The 20,189-nt window shown below is 36.0% G+C and carries 17 protein-coding genes, 1 rRNA gene and 1 riboswitch; of the genes, 7 read left to right on the top strand and 11 right to left on the bottom strand.

Going from position 1 to position 20,189, the window contains the following annotated elements; genetic code table 11:
- Positions 1–98: ribosomal RNA gene (locus OEV82_RS13655) — 16S ribosomal RNA — on the bottom strand; the annotation flags it as partial.
- 394 nt (positions 99–492) lie between these two features.
- Positions 493–1,377: a DMT family transporter gene (locus OEV82_RS13650; protein ID WP_173662317.1), complete on the bottom strand. Its 885-nt coding sequence runs from the start codon at positions 1,375–1,377 to the stop codon at positions 493–495.
- 122 nt (positions 1,378–1,499) lie between these two features.
- Between OEV82_RS13650 and OEV82_RS13645 the strand changes: the two genes are divergently transcribed.
- Complete coding sequence (locus tag OEV82_RS13645; RefSeq protein ID WP_173662322.1) at positions 1,500–2,171, top strand: MgtC/SapB family protein; 672 nt, start codon at positions 1,500–1,502, stop codon at positions 2,169–2,171.
- A 111-nt stretch (positions 2,172–2,282) separates the two neighbouring features.
- Here the strand turns inward: OEV82_RS13645 and OEV82_RS13640 are convergent, their stop codons facing one another.
- From OEV82_RS13640 to OEV82_RS13610, 7 genes are all read right to left on the bottom strand, one after another.
- Positions 2,283–2,963 carry an N-acetylmuramoyl-L-alanine amidase gene (locus OEV82_RS13640; RefSeq protein WP_263062193.1) on the bottom strand — a complete coding sequence of 227 codons (681 nt, stop codon included), beginning with the start codon at positions 2,961–2,963 and terminating at the stop codon, positions 2,283–2,285.
- 131 nt (positions 2,964–3,094) lie between these two features.
- Positions 3,095–3,688 (bottom strand): 3-isopropylmalate dehydratase small subunit, encoded by a 594-nt coding sequence (leuD, locus tag OEV82_RS13635; protein WP_263062192.1) that lies wholly within the window; start codon positions 3,686–3,688, stop codon positions 3,095–3,097.
- Between the two features lie 12 nt (positions 3,689–3,700).
- Positions 3,701–5,110, bottom strand: coding sequence for a 3-isopropylmalate dehydratase large subunit (leuC, locus tag OEV82_RS13630; RefSeq protein WP_263062191.1), 1,410 nt, complete (start codon positions 5,108–5,110; stop codon positions 3,701–3,703).
- 15 nt (positions 5,111–5,125) lie between these two features.
- Entirely contained in the window at positions 5,126–6,214 is a 1,089-nt protein-coding gene (gene leuB / locus OEV82_RS13625) for a 3-isopropylmalate dehydrogenase (RefSeq protein WP_263062190.1), read from the bottom strand.
- A gap of 49 nt (positions 6,215–6,263) precedes the next feature.
- Complete coding sequence (locus OEV82_RS13620) at positions 6,264–7,850, bottom strand: 2-isopropylmalate synthase (RefSeq protein ID WP_263062194.1); 1,587 nt, start codon at positions 7,848–7,850, stop codon at positions 6,264–6,266.
- 472 nt (positions 7,851–8,322) lie between these two features.
- Positions 8,323–10,044: a dihydroxy-acid dehydratase gene (ilvD, locus tag OEV82_RS13615; protein WP_263062189.1), complete on the bottom strand. Its 1,722-nt coding sequence runs from the start codon at positions 10,042–10,044 to the stop codon at positions 8,323–8,325.
- Positions 10,045–10,106: 62 nt separating this feature from the next.
- Complete coding sequence (locus OEV82_RS13610) at positions 10,107–11,075, bottom strand: bile acid:sodium symporter family protein (protein ID WP_263062188.1); 969 nt, start codon at positions 11,073–11,075, stop codon at positions 10,107–10,109.
- Between the two features lie 520 nt (positions 11,076–11,595).
- Here OEV82_RS13610 and ilvB point away from each other — a divergent pair.
- Genes ilvB through ilvA form a run of 4 tightly spaced genes read left to right on the top strand, consistent with a single transcriptional unit; the run spans position 11,596 to position 15,909 of the window.
- A complete protein-coding gene (gene ilvB, locus OEV82_RS13605; protein WP_173657890.1) occupies positions 11,596–13,329 on the top strand; it encodes an acetolactate synthase large subunit in 1,734 nt (577 codons plus the stop codon).
- A gap of 4 nt (positions 13,330–13,333) precedes the next feature.
- Positions 13,334–13,849, top strand: a complete 516-nt coding sequence (gene ilvN / locus OEV82_RS13600) for an acetolactate synthase small subunit (protein ID WP_173657891.1) — start codon at positions 13,334–13,336, stop codon at positions 13,847–13,849.
- Positions 13,850–13,872: 23 nt separating this feature from the next.
- Positions 13,873–14,907 (top strand): ketol-acid reductoisomerase, encoded by a 1,035-nt coding sequence (gene ilvC, locus OEV82_RS13595; protein WP_173657892.1) that lies wholly within the window; start codon positions 13,873–13,875, stop codon positions 14,905–14,907.
- Between the two features lie 3 nt (positions 14,908–14,910).
- Positions 14,911–15,909 (top strand): threonine ammonia-lyase, encoded by a 999-nt coding sequence (ilvA, locus tag OEV82_RS13590; protein ID WP_263062187.1) that lies wholly within the window; start codon positions 14,911–14,913, stop codon positions 15,907–15,909.
- Positions 15,910–16,122: 213 nt separating this feature from the next.
- Here ilvA and OEV82_RS13585 read toward each other — a convergent pair whose 3' ends face one another.
- Positions 16,123–17,484, bottom strand: coding sequence for a PFL family protein (locus OEV82_RS13585; RefSeq protein WP_173657893.1), 1,362 nt, complete (start codon positions 17,482–17,484; stop codon positions 16,123–16,125).
- A 27-nt stretch (positions 17,485–17,511) separates the two neighbouring features.
- Positions 17,512–17,787, bottom strand: coding sequence for an ACT domain-containing protein (locus OEV82_RS13580; RefSeq protein ID WP_173657894.1), 276 nt, complete (start codon positions 17,785–17,787; stop codon positions 17,512–17,514).
- A gap of 88 nt (positions 17,788–17,875) precedes the next feature.
- A riboswitch (glycine riboswitch) is annotated at positions 17,876–17,950 on the bottom strand.
- Between the two features lie 256 nt (positions 17,951–18,206).
- On the opposite strand from OEV82_RS13580, the gene OEV82_RS13575 reads away from it, so the two are divergent.
- Both OEV82_RS13575 and OEV82_RS13570 read left to right on the top strand, forming a co-directional pair.
- Entirely contained in the window at positions 18,207–18,926 is a 720-nt protein-coding gene (locus OEV82_RS13575; RefSeq protein WP_263062186.1) for a hypothetical protein, read from the top strand.
- Positions 18,927–19,806: 880 nt separating this feature from the next.
- On the top strand, positions 19,807–20,046 hold the full coding sequence (locus OEV82_RS13570; RefSeq protein ID WP_263062185.1) for a hypothetical protein: 240 nt from the start codon (positions 19,807–19,809) through the stop codon (positions 20,044–20,046).
- Positions 20,047–20,189 lie beyond the last annotated feature (143 nt).

Raw genomic sequence — 20,189 nt, 5'->3', positions numbered from 1 at the left:
CCTCAAGAAAAGCAAGCTTTTCTATTGGTCCGCTCGACTTGCATGTATTAGGCACGCCGCCAGCGTTCGTCCTGAGCCAGGATCAAACTCTCCAAAAAAGGGTTTGATTTGCTCAAAATGGTTAAAAACGCTTTGTCTTGTTCAGTTTTCAAGGTTCAATTTCAAACAAAGAACGACTTCTTTATTTTACCTTGTTTTATTTTTGAAGTCAAGAACTTTTTTGTGATTTTTGTTATCTTTTTTTGTGATAACGACTTTTAAATTTTAACAATCTATTCAATCGTTGTCAACATTTTTTTAATTTAATGTTTCATGATTAAATGTTTCGCAACGACAGGTATTAATATATCATCTTTATAAAAAGCGGTCAATACTTTTTTAAAAAATTTTTCCAGTTTTTTTCAGTGCTATCGATATTTTTATATAATATATCATTAATATATCATGATTTCAACAACATTTAATAGTCATCGTAATCTATGAAAAAACACATTAAATCTTTTTTGTATTTACGGTATTAAAGGAAAAAATGGCTAATCCGATAATAACAATGATTCCTCCTAATAATTGTGTCCAAACTAATGATTCTCCTAAAATAAAAAAAGCTAAAATTGCTGCTCCTACCGGTTCAAATAATATAGCCATAGAAATAACGTTTGTGCTTACCCATTTGATCGCTAAATTAAACAGAGAATGACCTAAAAGTGTTGCTATAATCGCTAACAATAAGAAATAGGTCCAATCTTCAACTGGATATGGATACAACGTTTCCCCCTTAATCAACACATACAAAAATAATGTAATTGAACTCATAAAATAAACAACGAAGGTATAAGTAACTAAGGATATTCTTTGACGAATTGATTGACCTATTAATAAATATGATGTAATTAAACCACATGCAATTAACGCTAATAAATCACCTAAAATGGCTGACTCATCTATATAAAAATCTCCCCAACTTATGATAATACATCCACTAATGGTAATAATAGCACTAACCATTGACCTTACTGACAGCGGTTCTTTAAAAAATAGATAAGTGCCAATAAAAGAAAACAAAGGTTGCATAGTAACTAGAACTGTTGAACTAGCAACAGATGTGTAATTTAATGATTCAAACCATAAAATAAAGTGAAAAGCTAAAAATACACCAGCAATAATTGATAATATAATGTCTTTTTTTGTCATATTTTTAATTTCATTTACATATTTAATAAGAAACAAAGGTGCCAATATTACGACAGAAAAAAATAAGCGATAAAAAGCGAGAACTCCCGCTGGTGCTGACGATAGTTTAACAAAAATAGCTGATGTGGATACTGATATTACCCCTATAAATATTAAAAAAAGTGGATTTAATATTACTTTCTTCATTATTAACTCTCCATTTGTATTTCTTATATAATATATATATATGAAAGAATTATATAAGAAATATCAAAATAAAGTAAGAAGGGGAAATCGTTTTGTTTGAATATATTGATTTAGAAGTTCTAATGAAGTTAGGTGTCACGGCATTGTTAGGTTTAATTATAGGATTAGAGCGAGAAATAAAAAAGAAACCACTAGGCTTAAAAACTTCTCTCGTGATCTCTATTGTTTCTTGTTTATTAACAATAGTATCGATAGACTCTGCGTATAGAGCTACAGGCTCAACTAGCGGAGTGAATATTCAAATGGATCCTCTTCGTCTAGCTGCTCAAATTGTATCTGGAATTGGTTTTCTAGGTGCAGGTGTAATTTTACGCCGGGGTAACGATAGTATATCTGGATTAACGACAGCTGCCATTATTTGGGGGGCTGCTGGGATTGGAATTGCGGTTGGAGCAGGGTTTTATATTGAAGCAATTGCAGGTGCATTATTAATTATATTTAGTGTAGAGGTTATCCCGTTCATCATGTCTTTAATCGGACCGAAGCAATTAAAAGAAAGGGATATTGCTCTTACTTTAACTGTTGGGAATAAAGCAAAAGTGAAACATATTATTGAAGAGATAAAAAAACTTAAGATTTCTGTCCAAAAATTACGTATACAAGATATAGAAAGTGGAAAACATTTAATAAAACTGAATATTGGAGTTAGTTATAAACTTGAAATAACTGATTTATATGATATTGTTACAAAATTAGATGGTGTAAAAAAAGTAGAAATTGAAAGCCTTCATTAAATTCAAGATCAATTTTTTCTGGTTCACGTTGAATGTAATTATAAAAGAATGACCAATTAATCTACGTAAAAACGATAAAATTGGTCATTCTTTTATTCTCAAATTTGGTTATCATTCCTCAATAATAATGACGTTATATCCTGATTGAACAGCTTGTTCAGCTAGCAATTCAGCATTTTTTCTATTTTTAAACGCGCCAATTTGAACTTTATATAAAGGCTGTGAACTCGGGCTGTTTGTCACGTTATGATCTTTTTTCTTTAGTCCTAATGCTTTTGCTAGGCCAAATACATGTCCTCTTGCGAGCTTCCGTATAAATTCTGGATCTTTTAATCTATCTGAATCTTGTAACGTATCGATAAAGCCATTTTCTGTTAAAACGGCTGGCATTTTAGTATTACGAAGAACATGAAAATCAGCTTGTTTTTTACCTCTATCCTTGAAGCCGACTTGTTTTATAATTGTATTATGAATTATGTCTTGATATTTTTTCGTCATTTTTCCTACATTTGAATAAATATAACTTTCAAATCCGGTCCCTTTTCCGGCATTAATATGAATGGATAAAAAAATATCTGCATTCCAGTGATTGGCTAGAGCCGTCCTGCTATTTAAGCTTACAGTTTGGTCTGTTGTTCTTGACATCTTGATTGCTATATTTTCATACTCATTAAGTAGAATCTTTTGGATTTCTTTTGCCAGCTGCAGTGTAATCTCTTTCTCTTGTAAACCATTAGCAACTGCACCTGGGTCAACACCACCATGTCCTGGATCAATAAAAACCTTTACCACATTAACCACCCTTTTTCAATTTCGTTTAAAAAATTCCCTTCACTTTGGTTATGTAGGGAAATAGAGAAAAAGGTAAATTAAATTTTTAATAAAAAAAGAGAGCTATTCAATGATGAATAACTCTCCTAACTCTATGCAATAATACCTCTAGCTTTTTCAAAGGCAGCGATTTTATCATTTAGTTTTAAAGTTAAGTCGATTTCGTCCCAACCATTTAAAAGTTTCTCTTTATGTTCCTCAGGAAAATTAAACCGGACGATGTTATTCTCCTCATCTCTAATCTGTTGCTTTTCCAAATCAATTTGCAAATGATATTGGGATCGTTCTGCTTTTTCCATCCATGAACGAATTTGCCTCTCATCCATTTCAATTAAAAGTATTCCATTTTTCAATGAGTTATTATAAAAAATATCAGCAAAACTCGGCGCAATAATAACTTTAAACCCATAATCAAGCAATGCCCATGGTGCATGTTCTCGTGATGAACCACAACCAAAATTGTGTCCTGTGAGTAGAATTGTTGCCCTACTATATTTTGGATCATTTAAACTAAAATCTTTACGCTTATTTCCTTTTTCATCAAAACGCCAATTGTAAAAAAGAAATTGTCCAAAACCTGTACGTTCAATTCGTTTTAAAAATTGTTTCGGAATGATCTGATCTGTATCAACATTATCTCGATTTAAGGGATATATAAATCCAGTATGATTACGGATTGCTTCCATATTTATTACCTCCTATTGTAGTACCTCTTGGAATTTGCGTACATCTACAAAATGCCCGGCAATTGCAGCTGCAGCCGCCATTTCAGGGCTTACGAGATGGGTACGTGCTCCTGTTCCTTGTCTACCTTCAAAGTTACGATTGGATGTCGAGGCACATCTTCCACCAGGAGGTACAATATCTTCATTCATACCAAGGCACATACTACATCCTGAATCTCTCCATTCAAATCCAGCATCTTTAAAGATTTGATCGATTCCTTCTTTTTCTGCCTGCGTTTTTACTACCCATGATCCTGGAACGACGATCGCTCGTTTTATATTTGGATGGACCTTTCTTCCACGGACAATTTCAGCTGCTTTTCTTAAATCTGTTAATCGAGAATTTGTGCATGAACCAATAAAAACATGGTCAATTTCAATATCTGTCATCGGTGCATTTTCTTCAAGCCCCATATATTTTAAGGCACGCTTTACTTCATCTTTGTTTTCTACTTTAGATAGATCCGGGGTTCTTCCACTGATCGGTACACACATTCCTGGATTGGTTCCCCATGTCACTTGAGGCTCAATTTCTTCTGCTTGTATTGTTACAGTTTTATCATAAACAGCCCCTTTATCCGTTGCCAAAGCTAACCACTCTTCCGCAACTCGCTCGAATTCTTCACCCTTTGGTACATATCTTTTACCGCGTAAATACTCAATGGTTTTTTCATCTGGACTAATTAGTCCTGCCCGAGCCCCAGCTTCAATTGACATATTACATACAGTCATACGACCTTCCATGGATAAATTCCGAATTGCGTCACCCGTATATTCAATAATATATCCTTGACCGAAACTAACACCGAATTTAGCAATAATCGCCAGGATTAAATCCTTTGCTGTTACTCCTGGTCCTAAATCGCCTTCCACATGGACATTTAATGTTTTTGGTTTCTTCTGCCAAATCGTTTGAGTCGCCAGAACATGTTCCACTTCACTTGTTCCAATCCCAAATGCTATCGCACCAAAAGCTCCATGGGTAGATGTATGACTATCTCCACATACGATCGTTTTTCCTGGTTGTGTTAATCCAAGTTGTGGACCAATAACATGAACAATTCCTTGATCAGGATGGAACATATCGGCTAATTGAATACCAAACTCTTCACAGTTTTTCTTTAATGTTTCTAATTGCTTTTTTGCTACTTCATCATGAATGACTTCACGATTGATCGTAGGGACATTATGATCCATTGTAGCAAATGTTAAATCCGGTCTTCTCACCTTCCTGTTGTTAATTCGAAGCCCTTCAAAAGCTTGTGGAGAGGTGACTTCATGAATAAGGTGCAAATCAATATATAACAAATCCTGTTTCCCCTCTTCACGATGGACAACATGATTTTCCCAAATTTTTTCAATAATTGTTTTTGGTCGCTCCATTTTCCATCCTCCTTTTTAATTATTTTGTAAAACTTCCTCTTCAACTTTATCCGCTATCCTTGCAACTAGTTCATCTGTTGAAACAATTCTTCCGTTTTCTATATGTAAATCAGGAGTATGGTAACCGTCCAATAATGTGTGATTTACTGCCTTTTCAATGATGGTTGCTTCCATCTCTAATCCAAAGGAAAAACGCAACATAAGGGCAGCAGATAAAATCATCCCTAAAGGATTGGCAATTCCTTTTCCAGCGATATCTGGTGCAGATCCATGTACCGGCTCATATAGACCAAATGAATCAGATCGGATACTCGCAGATGGTAACATGCCAAGTGAACCTGTAAGTACAGATGCTTCATCGCTTAAAATATCACCAAACATATTTTCGGTAACTATGACATCAAAACTACTTGGATTAGTTATAAGTTTCATGCTTGCAGCATCAACATACATATGCTCCACCGTTACATCTGGATATGCTTTACTTTTTTCCTTAACGATTTCTCGCCACATTTTACTTGATTCAAGTACATTCGCTTTATCAACCGACGTAAGATGTTTTTTCCTCGACCGTGCAAATTGAAAAGCTTTTTCTACTATCCTTTCCATCTCATACCGCTCGTAATAAAGTGTATCGACCACAGCTTTGTCGTTATTTCTTCGTTCGCTCGGCTTACCAAAATATAATCCTCCAGTAAGTTCACGTACAATCAACAAATCACTATCTTTAATAAATTTCTCCTTTAATGGTGATGCATGAAGCAATGCTGAAAAACTTTTTACAGGACGTAGATTGGCAAATAATCCCAGTTTCTTTCGAATTTCTAACAATCCTTTTTCTGGCCGAATGGGTGCTGGTAGAGAGTCCCATTTGGGACCTCCTACCGCACCAAGTAATACCGCGTCAGCAGTTTGACATGCTTCAAGTGTTACTTCTGGTAAAGGTATATTATATTGATCAATGGCTTCTCCACCGATTGGCATTTCAATAAATTCAAATGTATAATGAAACCTTTTTGCTATAACATTTAAAATTACTTTCGTTGAATAAATAACTTCTCTTCCGATGCCATCCCCAGGTAATAAAACAATTCTTTTTTTCAATACACTTCCTCCTCAGACAGTAAATTGTCATTTATTGATAGATCATTGGTTAGATAGTAGCAGGCGACTCTTGTTTTGTACTTTGTTTTATTAAATAACGATTAACTGCATTTATATAAGCATTTGCAGATGCTTCAAGAACATCGGAAGCTGTTCCTCTACCGTTAAAGGCTTCTCCATTTACATTAAGTTGGATATTTGATACAGCTAGAGCATCTTTTCCTCCTCCAATTGAGCTGATCTGGTAATCTAGCAATTTTGTATCCTCAATGATAAGATCGGCTATCGCTTTATATAAAGCTTCAACACTACCATTTCCGGTACAAGCCGTTTGTACAATTTGTTCATCTGGACGCTTAATTGATACAGTAGCTGTCGGTATATTGGTTGTACCTGACCCATATTGAACTTGGAACATTTCCATTTCATACTTTTTGACCGGATGTGAATTTGTGGTAATTTCCATTAAAATGGCGAAAATATCATCATCAGAAATTTCTTTTTTCCGGTCAGTTAATTGTTTAAACTGTTTAAATGCTTCATTTAGCTTTTCATCTATTAAATTGAATCCAAGTTCTTTTACTTTTTCTTTAAAGGCATGTCTCCCTGAGTGCTTTCCTAATACTAAGGAATTTGATTTTACGCCAACTAGCTCAGGTGTTATAATTTCATATGTTAAGGTATTTTTCAGAACCCCATCTTGATGAATACCTGATTCATGTGCATAGGCATGTCGGCCGATAACAGCTTTATTCGGCTGTACAGTAACGCCTGTCAACTTTGCTATGAGATCGCTTGTGCGTTTTAGTTCATCTAATTTTAGATTGGTATGGTATGGGTAAAAATCAGATCGAATTTTTAACGCCACTGCGATCTCCTCCAGTGCAGCATTACCAGCCCGTTCACCTATCCCATTAATTGTTCCTTCAACTTGTGTAACCCCATTTTGTATTGCAGCAAGGGAGTTGGCTACTGCCATCCCTAAATCATCATGACAATGACAAGATAGTGTAACTTTATCAATATTGGGTACTCTGTCACGAATATATTTAAACATGTTTCCATACTCTTCAGGCATTGTATAGCCAACAGTATCTGGTAGATTAATTACTGTGGCTCCTGCATCGATAACTTTTTCTATAATTTCTACTAAAAAATCCCAATCGGAACGGGTTGCATCTTCAGCAGACCATTCTACGATAGAAAAACGTTGTCTTGCATATTTCACCATATTCACAGATGTATCCATCACTTCTTCAGGTGTCATATTCAATTTATATTGCATATGAATCGGTGAAGTAGCTAAAAACACATGAATTGCAGGTTCTTCCGCTCCTTTTAGAGCTTCCCAAGCTATATCTATATCCTGTTTAGATGTTCTTGCTAACGCAATAACAGAAGTTTCTTTAATCGTATCAGCAATTGCTTTTACCGCTTGGAAGTCCCCTTCCGATGAAGCTGGAAACCCTGCTTCAATACGGTCTACACCAAGTCTTTCTAGATGTCTTGCAATCTCTAATTTTTCCATAACATTTAAATTGACACCTGGCGTCTGTTCCCCATCCCTTAAAGTCGTATCAAAAATTTTAATTTCAGCCATTATTTCTTTCCTCCTTTTCTTTTTCCAAAACGTGATACATTGTTCAACTAACTTAATAAGTACTAGTTTAGAACAAATATAAAAAAGCTCATTTCTCCCATAAAGAGTCCTTTAGACCTTTAAATGGGGAGAAATAAGCTTTCTCGGTACCACCCATGTTCGTAATATCCTCACGAATATTACCTCATGAAGCTAGAAAAATAATGTAAACTTAATATAATCATATTCTAGCTTCCTTTTGGTAACGGGTATTGATACCCGGCTAAACCTAATAAGTGAAGTGTAAACCGTTCAGTCTAGCACTCAGGGATGAGGCTGAAACAGTGTGTATTTCCAGGTTTCCACCATCCCCGGATCTCTATAAATACAGGCTCACTGTTCCATAGTCCCTTCATCGTTTTATTACATTAACGTTTTAATTTTTTAAAAATTCCAATTGATTTTATTGTTCACTATAATAAGATATTTATTTTAAATAATCAAGAGTTTTTTTGTAAATTTTTTAGCCTTATTTAACTAATTGTTTTTCTTGAGCTTTTTCCGTTCGGTTTACAAAGTCGGTAACTGCTCCTTGTGCTGCGCTCGATACAGTATGGGCATATTTCCCTAGCACACCTTTATTGTATAGTGGCGGTGCAACCCAATTTTTTCTCCGCTTTTCAAATTCTTCTTCAGATAAAGCAACAGATAATTCTTTCTTTCCTGGATCGATTGTGACGATATCACCATCTTGAATAAGCGCGATCGGTCCACCAACTTGAGCTTCTGGAGCAATATGTCCAATTACTAAACCATGAGTACCACCCGAGAAGCGGCCATCAGTTAATAGGGCAACTTTTTCATCTAATCCTTTGCCTACAATTATGCCAGAAAGGGAGAGCATTTCAGGCATTCCAGGTCCACCTTTAGGACCTACATACCGAACGATAATGACGTCTCCTTCTTTTATCTCATTATTTAACACAGCTGCTGTTGCCTCTTCTTCTGTATCAAACACACGGGCAGGTCCTGTATGATGGTCTACTTTAACTCCAGACATCTTAATGACAGCCCCTTCAGGTGCTAGATTTCCTTTCAATACAATAAGTGGACCATCTTTGCGTAAAGGCTTATCCAACGGCATAACAACTTTTTGCCCATCTTTTAATTTTGGTGCGTCTTCAAGATTTTCAGCCAATGTCTTTCCAGTAACGGTTAAACAGTCTCCATGCAATAGACCAGCATCATATAAAAGTTTCATAACAGCTTGAGTACCGCCGGCTTCAAATAAATCTTGCATAACATATTTTCCGCTAGGTTTTAAGTCAGCAATATGAGGTGTTTTTTCTTGAATTCGATTAAAATCATCGTACGTTAAATCAACACCAACGGTATGTGCAATGGCCAGTAAATGTAAAAATGCGTTTGTTGAGCCTCCTAATGCCATTACTACTGTAATCGCATTTTCAAAAGCTTTTTTTGTCATAATATCTTTTGGATAAATCCCTTTTTCAAGTAAATTGTAAACAGCTTTCCCTGCAGCATATACATCGTCCACTTTTTCATTAGATTCTGCAGGGTGAGAAGCGCTACTTGGCAAACTCATACCTAATGCTTCTACAGCCGATGCCATTGTGTTCGCAGTATACATCCCCCCGCAAGCACCAGCACCAGGACATGCTGAGCATTCTATTTCACTTAATTCTTTAGCATCAATTTGTCCAGCATTAAAACGACCAACCCCTTCAAAAACAGACACAATATCAATATCTTTGCCATTTAATTTACCTGGTTTAATTGTTCCTCCATAAACGAACACCGCTGGTACATTAGCATTTGCAATCCCCATTAAACAACCTGGGATGTTTTTATCACAAGCACCAATGGCTACAAGTCCATCCATATTTTCTGCACTAACTACTGTTTCAATTGAATCTGAAATTAAATCTCGACTTGGTAATGAATAGCGCATTCCTTGTGTTCCCATTGAGATGCCATCAGAAACAGTGATCGTATTAAAAATAAGAGGCACCCCACCAGCATCTCGAACACCTTGTTTAGCTCGTGACGCCAAATCATTTAAATGAATATTGCATGGGGTTACTTCTGCCCAAGTACTAGCGACACCTATCATTGGTTTCTTAAAATCCTCATCTGTTACACCAACTGCCCGAAGCATCGCCCGGTTAGGTGATCGAACTGGTCCATCAAAGGCATGACTTTTAATTCGTAAACCTTTCTCATTCCTCATTATAAGATCCACCTTTCATTTTTTATTTGTATTTGCATAAACTTAACTAGTAAATAAAAAGACTAGTTATTTAACGTTTTTTCATCAGTAACTAGTTTTCTTTTTGTCTCTTCTTTTCTACTCCAATACGTTGCTAAAATTGGTCCCGATATATTGTGCCAAACACTGAAAATAACACTCGGTATTGCTGCCAACGGCGCAACGTGAAGGGTCGCTAGCGATGATGCTAGTCCGGAATTTTGCATACCGACTTCTATAGAAACCGCCTTTTGATCAGCATAGTTTAACCGAAATAGTTTCGCTACCCAATAACCTAAACATAAGCCAAAACCATTATGTAACAAGACAACTAAGAAAATAAGGAAACCATTTACAAATAAAGAATTGCGATTAACGGCAACAACAGCAGAAGCTACTCCGACAATCCCAATAACGGAAATAAGCGGTAATATAGCAACAGCTTTTTTTACTTGTTTTTGAAAGAAGTATTGCATAAGAATTCCTAAGACAATTGGAAGTAAAACAACCTGAATGACTGTTTTAAACATCGACCAAAATGAAACATCCATCCAGCGACTTGCTAAAAGCCATGTCAAAAACGGTGTCAAGATAGGTGCGAGTAAAGTTGATACTGCTGTAGCACAAACTGATAAAGCAGTATTCCCTTTAGCTAAAAATGTCATCACATTAGAAGCTGTTCCACCCGGTGCGCAACCTACGAGAATAACACCTGCTGCAAGTTCTGGGGGAAGTTGAAATAAGTATGCTAATCCAAATGCTATGAGTGGCATGATTGTATATTGGGCTACAGATACAATAAAAACACTTTTAGGTATCTTCAATACAGTTTTAAAGTCATCTACTGTTAAAGTAAGCCCCATACCAAACATAATAATGCCTAATAATAACGAAATATGTGGGGCAATCCAGGTAAAACCTGTAGGGAAAAAATAACTTAAACTAGCAAAAATAATGATCCAAATCGCAAACGTATTCCCAGCAAAAGAACTAATTTTTGCTAACCATTGCAAATTGTTCACCCCTTCGAAGTTTTATAGAACATTATAAATTTATTTTTTGATTTTTCAATAGCTTTAGATAAAAAAACTTTTCCTAAAATTTTTGTAAAATCTATTGACGAAATTAATTTTATGTAATAGACTCCTTTTTAAATTATCAATATTTTAAATCGTTAAACAAATGAATCTTTTTTGAAATGCGATGAGAGGAATGGGAAACAATCTAAAATGTATCCTAGCGATCCAGGGATGGTGGAAGCCTGGAATACATATTGTTTCCAGATCATCCTTGAGTGGTAAGCTGAACGGATTTCCTTATTAGGTTTACCCGGGTATGGATTTACCCGTTACCAAAAATGGAAGCTACTAGCTTCATGAGGTAGTATTCGCAAGGATACTATAAATTTGGGTGGTACCGAGGAAAGGAGGCTCTTTTCTCCCCAAGCAAGCTGCCATTTTGCAGCAGTGATGGGGTGAATAGAGTCTTTTTTTATAACTCCTTTTCTAAAAATTATTTAGGAGGTAACAAAAAGTGAGTCTAAAAGTTGTTAAGAAGCAAAAAGAGCAAGTTCAACAAGTAACAGGTTCGGACATTTTAATTGATGCTCTGACCGAGCAAAATGTGGAATTTGTGTTTGGTTACCCAGGTGGAGCTGTATTACCAATTTATGATGCTCTGTATCGTAAAAAGGCATCTTTTCAACATATTCTAACTCGCCATGAACAAGGAGCGATTCATGCAGCTGAAAGTTATGCACGAATCACTGGAAAACCTGGTGTTGTGTTAGCTACATCTGGACCCGGAGCGACAAATCTTGTGACCGGAATTGCGGATGCAATGATTGACTCACTACCCTTAGTTATCCTGACCGGTCAAGTTGCAAAAGGGGTTATAGGGACTGATGCATTTCAAGAAGCTGATGTCATTGGTATCACAACACCGATTACAAAATATAATTATCAAGTTAACAAAATTGAAGACTTACCAAAAATTATTAAAGAGGCCTTTTATATCGCAACGACAGGAAGACCAGGACCCGTTGTTATTGATATTCCGAAAAACATTTCGCAAGAATTATCAGAGCCTATTAAAGTAGAAAAGAATGTCAAAGTTCATTTACAAGGTTATCAACCGACAATCTTTCCAAATCCTTTACAAGTTGTGAAACTACTTGAAAGCTTAAAACATGCAAAAAAACCAGTTGTGCTTGCGGGAGCAGGTGTTTTATTTGCTGAAGCCTCTTGTGAGTTGAAACAATTTGCAGAAAAATACCAATTACCAGTAACAAATACGCTTTTAGGCTTAGGAAGCTTTCCTGGTGACCATCCACTTTTCCTAGGTATGGCAGGCATGCATGGAACATATGCAGCAAATATGGCACTAACAGAATGTGATCTATTAATCAATATTGGTGCCCGTTTTGATGATCGCTTAACCGGAAATGTTGAACATTTCGCTCCAAATGCAAAAGTTGCCCATATTGATATTGATCCAGCTGAAATTAGTAAGAACGTAGACACAGAGATTCCATTAGTCGGTGATGCAAAAGAAGTTTTAAAACTATTATTAAAACATGAAACTGAAACTCCAGATCATAGTGAATGGAATTATCATTTAAATCAATATAAAAAAGAAAAACCTCTTTGGTATGAAAAACCTAAAGAGCATCTCTCACCACAATGGCTTGTGCAGCAAATTTTTGAAATTACAAAAGGGGATGCTATTGTGACAACCGATGTTGGTCAGCATCAAATGTGGGCTGCACAATACTATCAATTTAAGAAGCCGAACCGGTGGGTTACTTCAGGAGGACTTGGAACAATGGGATTTGGTTTACCTGCAGCTATAGGGGCACAACTTGCTGCACCAAATGATACTGTAGTTTCCCTTTTAGGGGATGGCGGATTCCAAATGACATTACAAGAATTGGCTGTGATCAGAGAAAGAAATCTTCCAGTCAAAGTCATAATTCTTAACAATCAAGCATTAGGAATGGTTCGTCAATGGCAAGAAACATTCTATGAAAAACGTATTTCTGAATCTGTATTTTCCTATAACCCCGATTTTATTAAACTTGCGGAAAGTTATGGAATTCCTGGTGTCTTAATCGAAGATGAAAGAAGTGCTCGAAATAAGTTAGAACAAGTTTTTCATACAGACGGTCCAATTGTAGTCGATTGTCACATTGCACAAAGTGAATGTGTTAATCCAATGGTTGCTCCAGGAAAAGGATTACATGAAATGATTGGTGTAGAAAAGGAGTGAAAAAATGAGACGGATTATAACAGCTACGGTACAAAATCGTAGCGGTGTTTTAAATCGAGTAACAGGCATGCTAACAAAACGTCAATTCAATATTGAAAGTATTACTGTTGGTGAGTCAGAAAAAGAAGGCATTTCCAAAATGACCTTTGTTATCGATGTTGCCGATCACCTAAAAGTTGAACAGTTGACGAAACAATTAAATAAGCAAATTGATGTAATAAAAGTTCAAGACATAACAGATAAAGCTCATGTAGTTCGAGAACTTGCGCTGATTAAAGTTTCTGCCTCAAGACAACACCAAGCAGAAATTCAAAGTCTCATATTACCTTTTCGGGCAACAATCATCGATGTTAGTAAGGACAGCCTTGTTGTTGAGGTAACAGGAAAGCCTGAAAAAATCAATGCATTAATTGAGTTATTGAAATCCTATGGAATAAAGGAAATTACCCGAACAGGGATTACGGCGTTTTTACGCGGCTATCAACCACAAGTATCTGAAATGAATACAATTTCTATTTAATAATAAATGAAGGAGGAATTTTTATGGTTAAAGTTGTACTGGAAAAGGATATTGAAAGGGATGTATTACAAGGGAAAAAAATTGCGATATTAGGATATGGTTCACAAGGTCATGCCCATGCGCAAAACTTAAGAGATAATGGTCATGATGTTATTATTGGATTAAGACAAGGTAAATCTTTCGAAAAAGCAAAAGAAGATGGGTTTACTGTTCTACCAGTAGCAGACGCTGTTAGTCTCGCTGAGGTTGTCATGGTTTTAATGCCAGACGAGGTACAACCAAAAGTTTATGAAGAAAATATAAAACCGAATCTTAAATCAGGAGCTGCCCTTGTTTTTGCTCATGGTTTCAATATTCACTATGGCCAAGTAAAACCACCAGCAGATGTAGATGTTTTCCTCGTTGCTCCAAAAGGGCCAGGTCATATCGTTCGCCGTACTTTTACTGAAGGTGCTGGCGTACCAGCATTGTATGCAATTCATCAAGATGTAACCGGTGAAGCAAAGGATCTTGCTCTCTCATATGCAAAAGGCATTGGAGCTGCCCGTGCCGGTGTTTTAAAGACAACATTTAAAGAAGAAACTGAAACAGATTTATTCGGCGAGCAAGCTGTACTTTGTGGCGGGTTATCTCAACTTGTTAAAACTGGATTCGAAGTGTTAACAGAAGCAGGCTATCAACCTGAAGCAGCATATTTTGAAGTTTTGCATGAAATGAAACTCATCGTAGATTTAATGTATGAAGGCGGTCTAGCATACATGAGATATTCCATTTCAGATACGGCTCAATGGGGTGACTTTGTTTCAGGACCACGGGTTATAAATAATGAGACAAAGGAAAGAATGAAGGAAGTATTAGCAGATATTCAATCTGGTAAGTTTGCTAAAGATTGGATCTTAGAAAATCAGGTTAATCGACCACAGTTCAATGCAATCAACAACCGTGAAAAAGAACATCCAATTGAACAAGTCGGTCGCGATTTACGGGCATTAATGCCATTTATCCAAAAACCCGAACAAGAAAAGGAACAAGAGGTAAAACAATTAGCGAAAAACTAAGGAGTGTGTGTATACCATGGGGATTATTTAACAAGTGACAAGATTAATGAGGCTTACAAGAAACTATCTCAATTTGTTCATCAAACACCAGTGATGACTTCCGAAACGACCAATCGTATCGTTGGTAAAAAAGTTTATTTTAAAATGGAAAACCAACAAAAAACAGGTGCATTTAAAATTCGCGGTGCTTTGTATAAAATGATGCAATTGCCAGAAAAATTGCGGAGGCAAGGAGTAATTACAGCCTCCGCTGGTAACCACGCACAAGGAGTTGCATATGCAGCAAAGAAGGCAAATGTTAAAGCCACGATTTATATGCCGAAACATACGCCACTAAATAAAGTGAATGCAACGAAAGCATATGGTGCCGATGTAGTTTTAACAGGAGAAAACTTTGACGAAGCTTTTCAAGCATCACTAAAAGAACTAGATTCTGGAAAAGTTTATATCCATCCCTTTGATGACTATGATGTAATGGCAGGACAAGGAACTGTTGCAATCGAATTACTACATGAAATAAACGAACTAGATACGATTATTGTTCCCGTTGGCGGTGGCGGTTTAATAAGCGGTATAGCTGTAGCTGCGAAAAATATAAAACCAACAATTAAAATTATCGGAGTGCAGTCCAATTTGGCATCACCTATTTACCGCAGTTTTCGAAATATACAGTTACATGTACCATCTGCCATCTCAACAATTGCTGAAGGAATTGCTGTACAAAATCCTGGTAAAAAAACATTACCAATTATTGAAAACTATGTAGATGATATCATCACCGTTACTGATGGAGAAATCGCATGTAGTATTTTATACATGTTAGAACGGAATAAAACACTTGTTGAAGGAGCAGGTGCTGCTGCAATTGCTGCTTTATTTCGTTACCACCAACACATCCGTTCAAAACAATGTGGAGTGATTGTGAGTGGAGGTAATATTGATATTCAACAAATGACCACCATACAAGAAATAGCAAAGAAACATTATGTCCAAACGGGGTAAAAGCTAAACGGGCTGTCACATAAGTTATAAAAAGCGATTTTTGAAGAAAGGCGGCGACTCCAGCAGGAACAGTAAAAGCTTTTGTATCCAAAGTGTAAGCTTAAGGCACACGAGCCTCAGCCCTCAAACGCCTTTGCGCGCTTGAGGTAGCTGAAGCTGTGCCACTGGATGTACGTTCATCAACGTACCTATCAAAAATCCCCAAAAACTTTTTTAATTACTTAATGCTTGTATAGGTGCTGGAATTCGGCCGCCACGTTGAATAAATTTCACTGAATTATATTGATTCACTTCCATAATTGGTGCACGCCCTAATAAGCCACCAAATTCTACCATCTCTCCCGCTTTCTTACCTGGCACAGGGATAATACGAACAGCGGTCGTTTTCTTATTGATCATTCCGATAGCAGCTTCGTCAGCAATAATGGCAGATAATGTTTCAGCTGAAGCATCACCGGTAACAGCAATCATGTCCAATCCTACAGAACATACGCAAGTCATTGCTTCTAACTTAGATAATGTTAACGCACCTTCTTGTACACCACGTATCATCCCGTTATCCTCACTTACCGGAATAAATGCACCACTTAAACCACCAACATAGGAACTTGCCATCGCGCCACCTTTTTTTACAGCATCGTTCATTAAAGCAAGTGCTGCGATTGTGCCATGGGTACCAACTCGTTCTAAGCCCATTTCTTCTAAAATTTCTGCCACACTATCATTCATTGCATTGGTAGGTGCAAGGGACAAATCCATAATTCCAAACGGAACGCCAAGACGTTTTGCCACAACCCGGCCGATTAATTCACCTGCACGAGTTATTTTGAAGGCAGTTTTTTTAATTACTTCGGAAACTTCACCAAGATCAGCATCTGGATGTCGTTTCAATGCATTAAGGACAACGCCTGGACCACTAACCCCTACGTTTAAGACGACTTCTCCCTCGCCTGCACCGTGAAAAGCACCAGCCATAAATGGATTATCTTCAACTGGATTACAAAAGACAACTAACTTTGCACAAGCAATACCATTTTGTTCTTTTGTTTTTTCAGCTGCTTCTTTAATTATTTCGCCCATTTTACGGACTGCATCCATATTGATACCAGCCTTCGTATTCCCAATCGATACAGAAGAACAAACCCGATCCGTAACAGTTAAGGCTTCTGGAATTGCTTCTATTAATGTTGCATCTGCCTTTGTCATTCCTTTATGTACGAGTGCTGAGAATCCACCAAGAAAATCAACGTCTAAATCCTTAGCCGCTCGATCTAAGGTTTTAGCGATTTCGACCGCTTCACTTACAGAACGATCACCTAAAATTTCTGCAATCGGTGTTACTGAAATCCGTTTATTTATAATCGGGATGCCATACTCTTTTTCTACTTGTTCAGCAACACTCTTTAATTGACCTGCATAGTGAGTAATTTTCCCGTATATGCGATCCTTCATTTTATTGAAATCTGCATCAGCACAATCTTTCAAGCTAATTCCCATCGTAACCGTTCGAATATCCAGATTTTCCATTTGTACCATGCGAATTGTTTCAAGCATTTCATTTAATGTGATGTCCATTTTCCTTACTCCTTATCATTAATATCATTAAATCCGATGCATCGAACGAAAAATCTCTTCCATTTGCACATGAATCGTAAGTGCTAATTTTTTACCAACTTCATCTAACTGAGCTTGTAAATCCTCTAAACTTGAAATGTTTGTTACATCAACAATCATCATCATTGTAAAAAAATCCTGTAAAATTGTTTGACTAATATCTAATATGTTGACTTTGTTATTTGCTAAAACCGATGTAACATGAGAAATAATACCAATTTGATCTTTCCCAACAACACTAACGACTGCACGCTTTGTTTCCATAACAACCGCTCCTATATAAATTTTTTCTATAAAAATAAAAAAGATTGGAGTTCTCCAATCTCAATAAACAAATAGAATAACCAATCATAGTTACTCTTCTGTCCTTTTGCCTGAGATTGTGAATCCTTCGGCGCCGAAAAACGGTCTCTCCAGAAGCTGCTCCATTTGTAGTGTTACCCACAAACTTCATCACTAATACGATTATAAAATTTTAATAAAAATATATTAACAACATAAAAGTGTTTGGTCAATATATTTTATAAAAATTTGCTTAAATATATTTACTTAAAAACTATATCCATCACGTATAGAACTGATTTCTAAATTTTTGTCATCATCTCATTTAATTTGCATACTATTTAAAATTGAGGCCTCACTGAAGGCAAAAAATTTTAACATCATAGAATGTGGGGGAGAGCATGAATCTAAAGTATTTACTGTCAAGTATTTTCCTTGGTGTCATTTTACTTGTGGGCTGTAGCAACAATGGAGACTCGAACAAAGACGCAAATGAAGAATCAAAAATAGAAGAGAACGAAAGTGAACATGTAAATAATGAAGAGACCGATGATAAAGAAGATGAATCAACGGACGACCAAGAAAATAACAAAGATACCGAGAATAAAACCGATGACTCTACAAATGAAGATGATTTAAATAACGATAAAGAAGAGACTGAGCATCATGACAATAATATGGATGAAGATTATACGTTTAATGTAACTGAAGATGGAAATCAAGTGATTGTGGAAGTTGGTGCTATTACATTTATATATCCAAATACTTTTTCAGAAACAATAGCAGAAAGTCAATTGATTCCGACTTTTGAGATAGCTAATGCGGATCAAACCATCATTATTAACGCAGCAGTAGAGCAACTGCCAATGAAAATGACACCTGAAGAATACATTTCGATCGCATCGTCAAACTATGGAATTGAATATGAAGAAGTTTCTATGAAGACAAATGCAAATGGAATTGAATTCACAGAAGCCATTACTGAGCAGACAGGAATTAAAGTTAATCAAAGGATTATAATCGTTGACAATACGGCCTATATATTCTCCTATGCATCAGCATCTTATGAAGAAAACTTAAATATATATGACCAAATTATAGATTCAATTGATATCAATTAAATGTCTAAAAGCCTGACAATAAATTCAATTAGTACTTTTTGAGTTACATTGGCGGCGACTCCTATGGGAATAGTACCAAAAGCGTGAGTGTCAGGCGCACGGACCGAAGCCCCCCACAAGAATATAGCAACGGGGGACTGAAGCGCACTGGATGCTCGTCCGCCAATGTAGAAAAAATAATACGAAAGAATTTAATGACGGACAGATTGTTATTTCAACCAATTATAAAGATAGATGAATCATTTTATTAAAATCACTGGATTGTTTTTGGTAATATCCCCTTCCTTGTCTTATCTATTAACCATTTTTCTTCCATGGACCGCCTGAAACCATTGTGTAAAACCTTTCATTCTTTTAATCTGATTAATATATTTATTAACGAAATGATGAATTATTGAATTATTCGAATCGAGTTTCTTAGGAAAATTGCAATTGGTTTGGATTATATGAATTTGAAAAGACAACACCAACTATCCGGAGCAATTTTTGAAGGTGAGAATCAAGAGAAAAACTTCGCCCTTTCCAAAAGAAGCAGCCTGGGATTTTTTTGCAAGACATGATTAACATGTTTACATATTGAAAAATAATATTTGCATTGTAAGATCGCTTCAATGAAGTATGATCATTCTTATTACGAAATACAATTTTTTAAATCTAAAAACTTTGTATAGGAGATAAAGATTTATATATTCATATTTAAAAGTTTTATAGTATAATAATTACCTGAACAAATTCTTTTATGATGAAAATGTTGTGGTAGAAAAAACTGGTCATATCCCATCTTAGAAAAACATGCTTTGAAACGTTAAACTAAAGGATGAATTTTTGAAGTTATTTTACATTAATACTCATAACAGTTTCAACAAAAGGAGAAAGGAAAGTGCACGAAGTAATAAAAGCAGTATATTCAAGAAAGAATCGAGAGTTGACATTAAATATTTTTGATAACGAGGACAATTTAATTATTAGTTCAAAAATGCCAAAATTGGTTTCCTACAAAATCGGGGAAACGGTTGCTGGACCAAACAATTTCCAGTATGAAGTTGTCGATGTTGAAGATGATGTCTTTAATCCTAGAAAATTACATACAGCAATTTTAAAGAAAAAAGATGAACTGTAATAAGACTGTCTTTAGGACAGTCTCAGACTGTCGACAAACCCCAACTCAAATGCTTCATTTGAGTTGGGATTTGTCTTTTTTTGCTCATCATTTTCTAAGATTCTTATCTTATTTAGGCTGGACATGGTCTTTTCCATGTCCAG

This window comes from Pallidibacillus thermolactis, from assembly GCF_025660415.1.
In the GTDB taxonomy this organism is placed as follows: domain Bacteria; phylum Bacillota; class Bacilli; order Bacillales; family Caldibacillaceae; genus Pallidibacillus; species Pallidibacillus thermolactis.
Note: the sequence above shows the minus strand (reverse complement) of the source record. Positions and strands in the feature narration are given on the sequence as shown.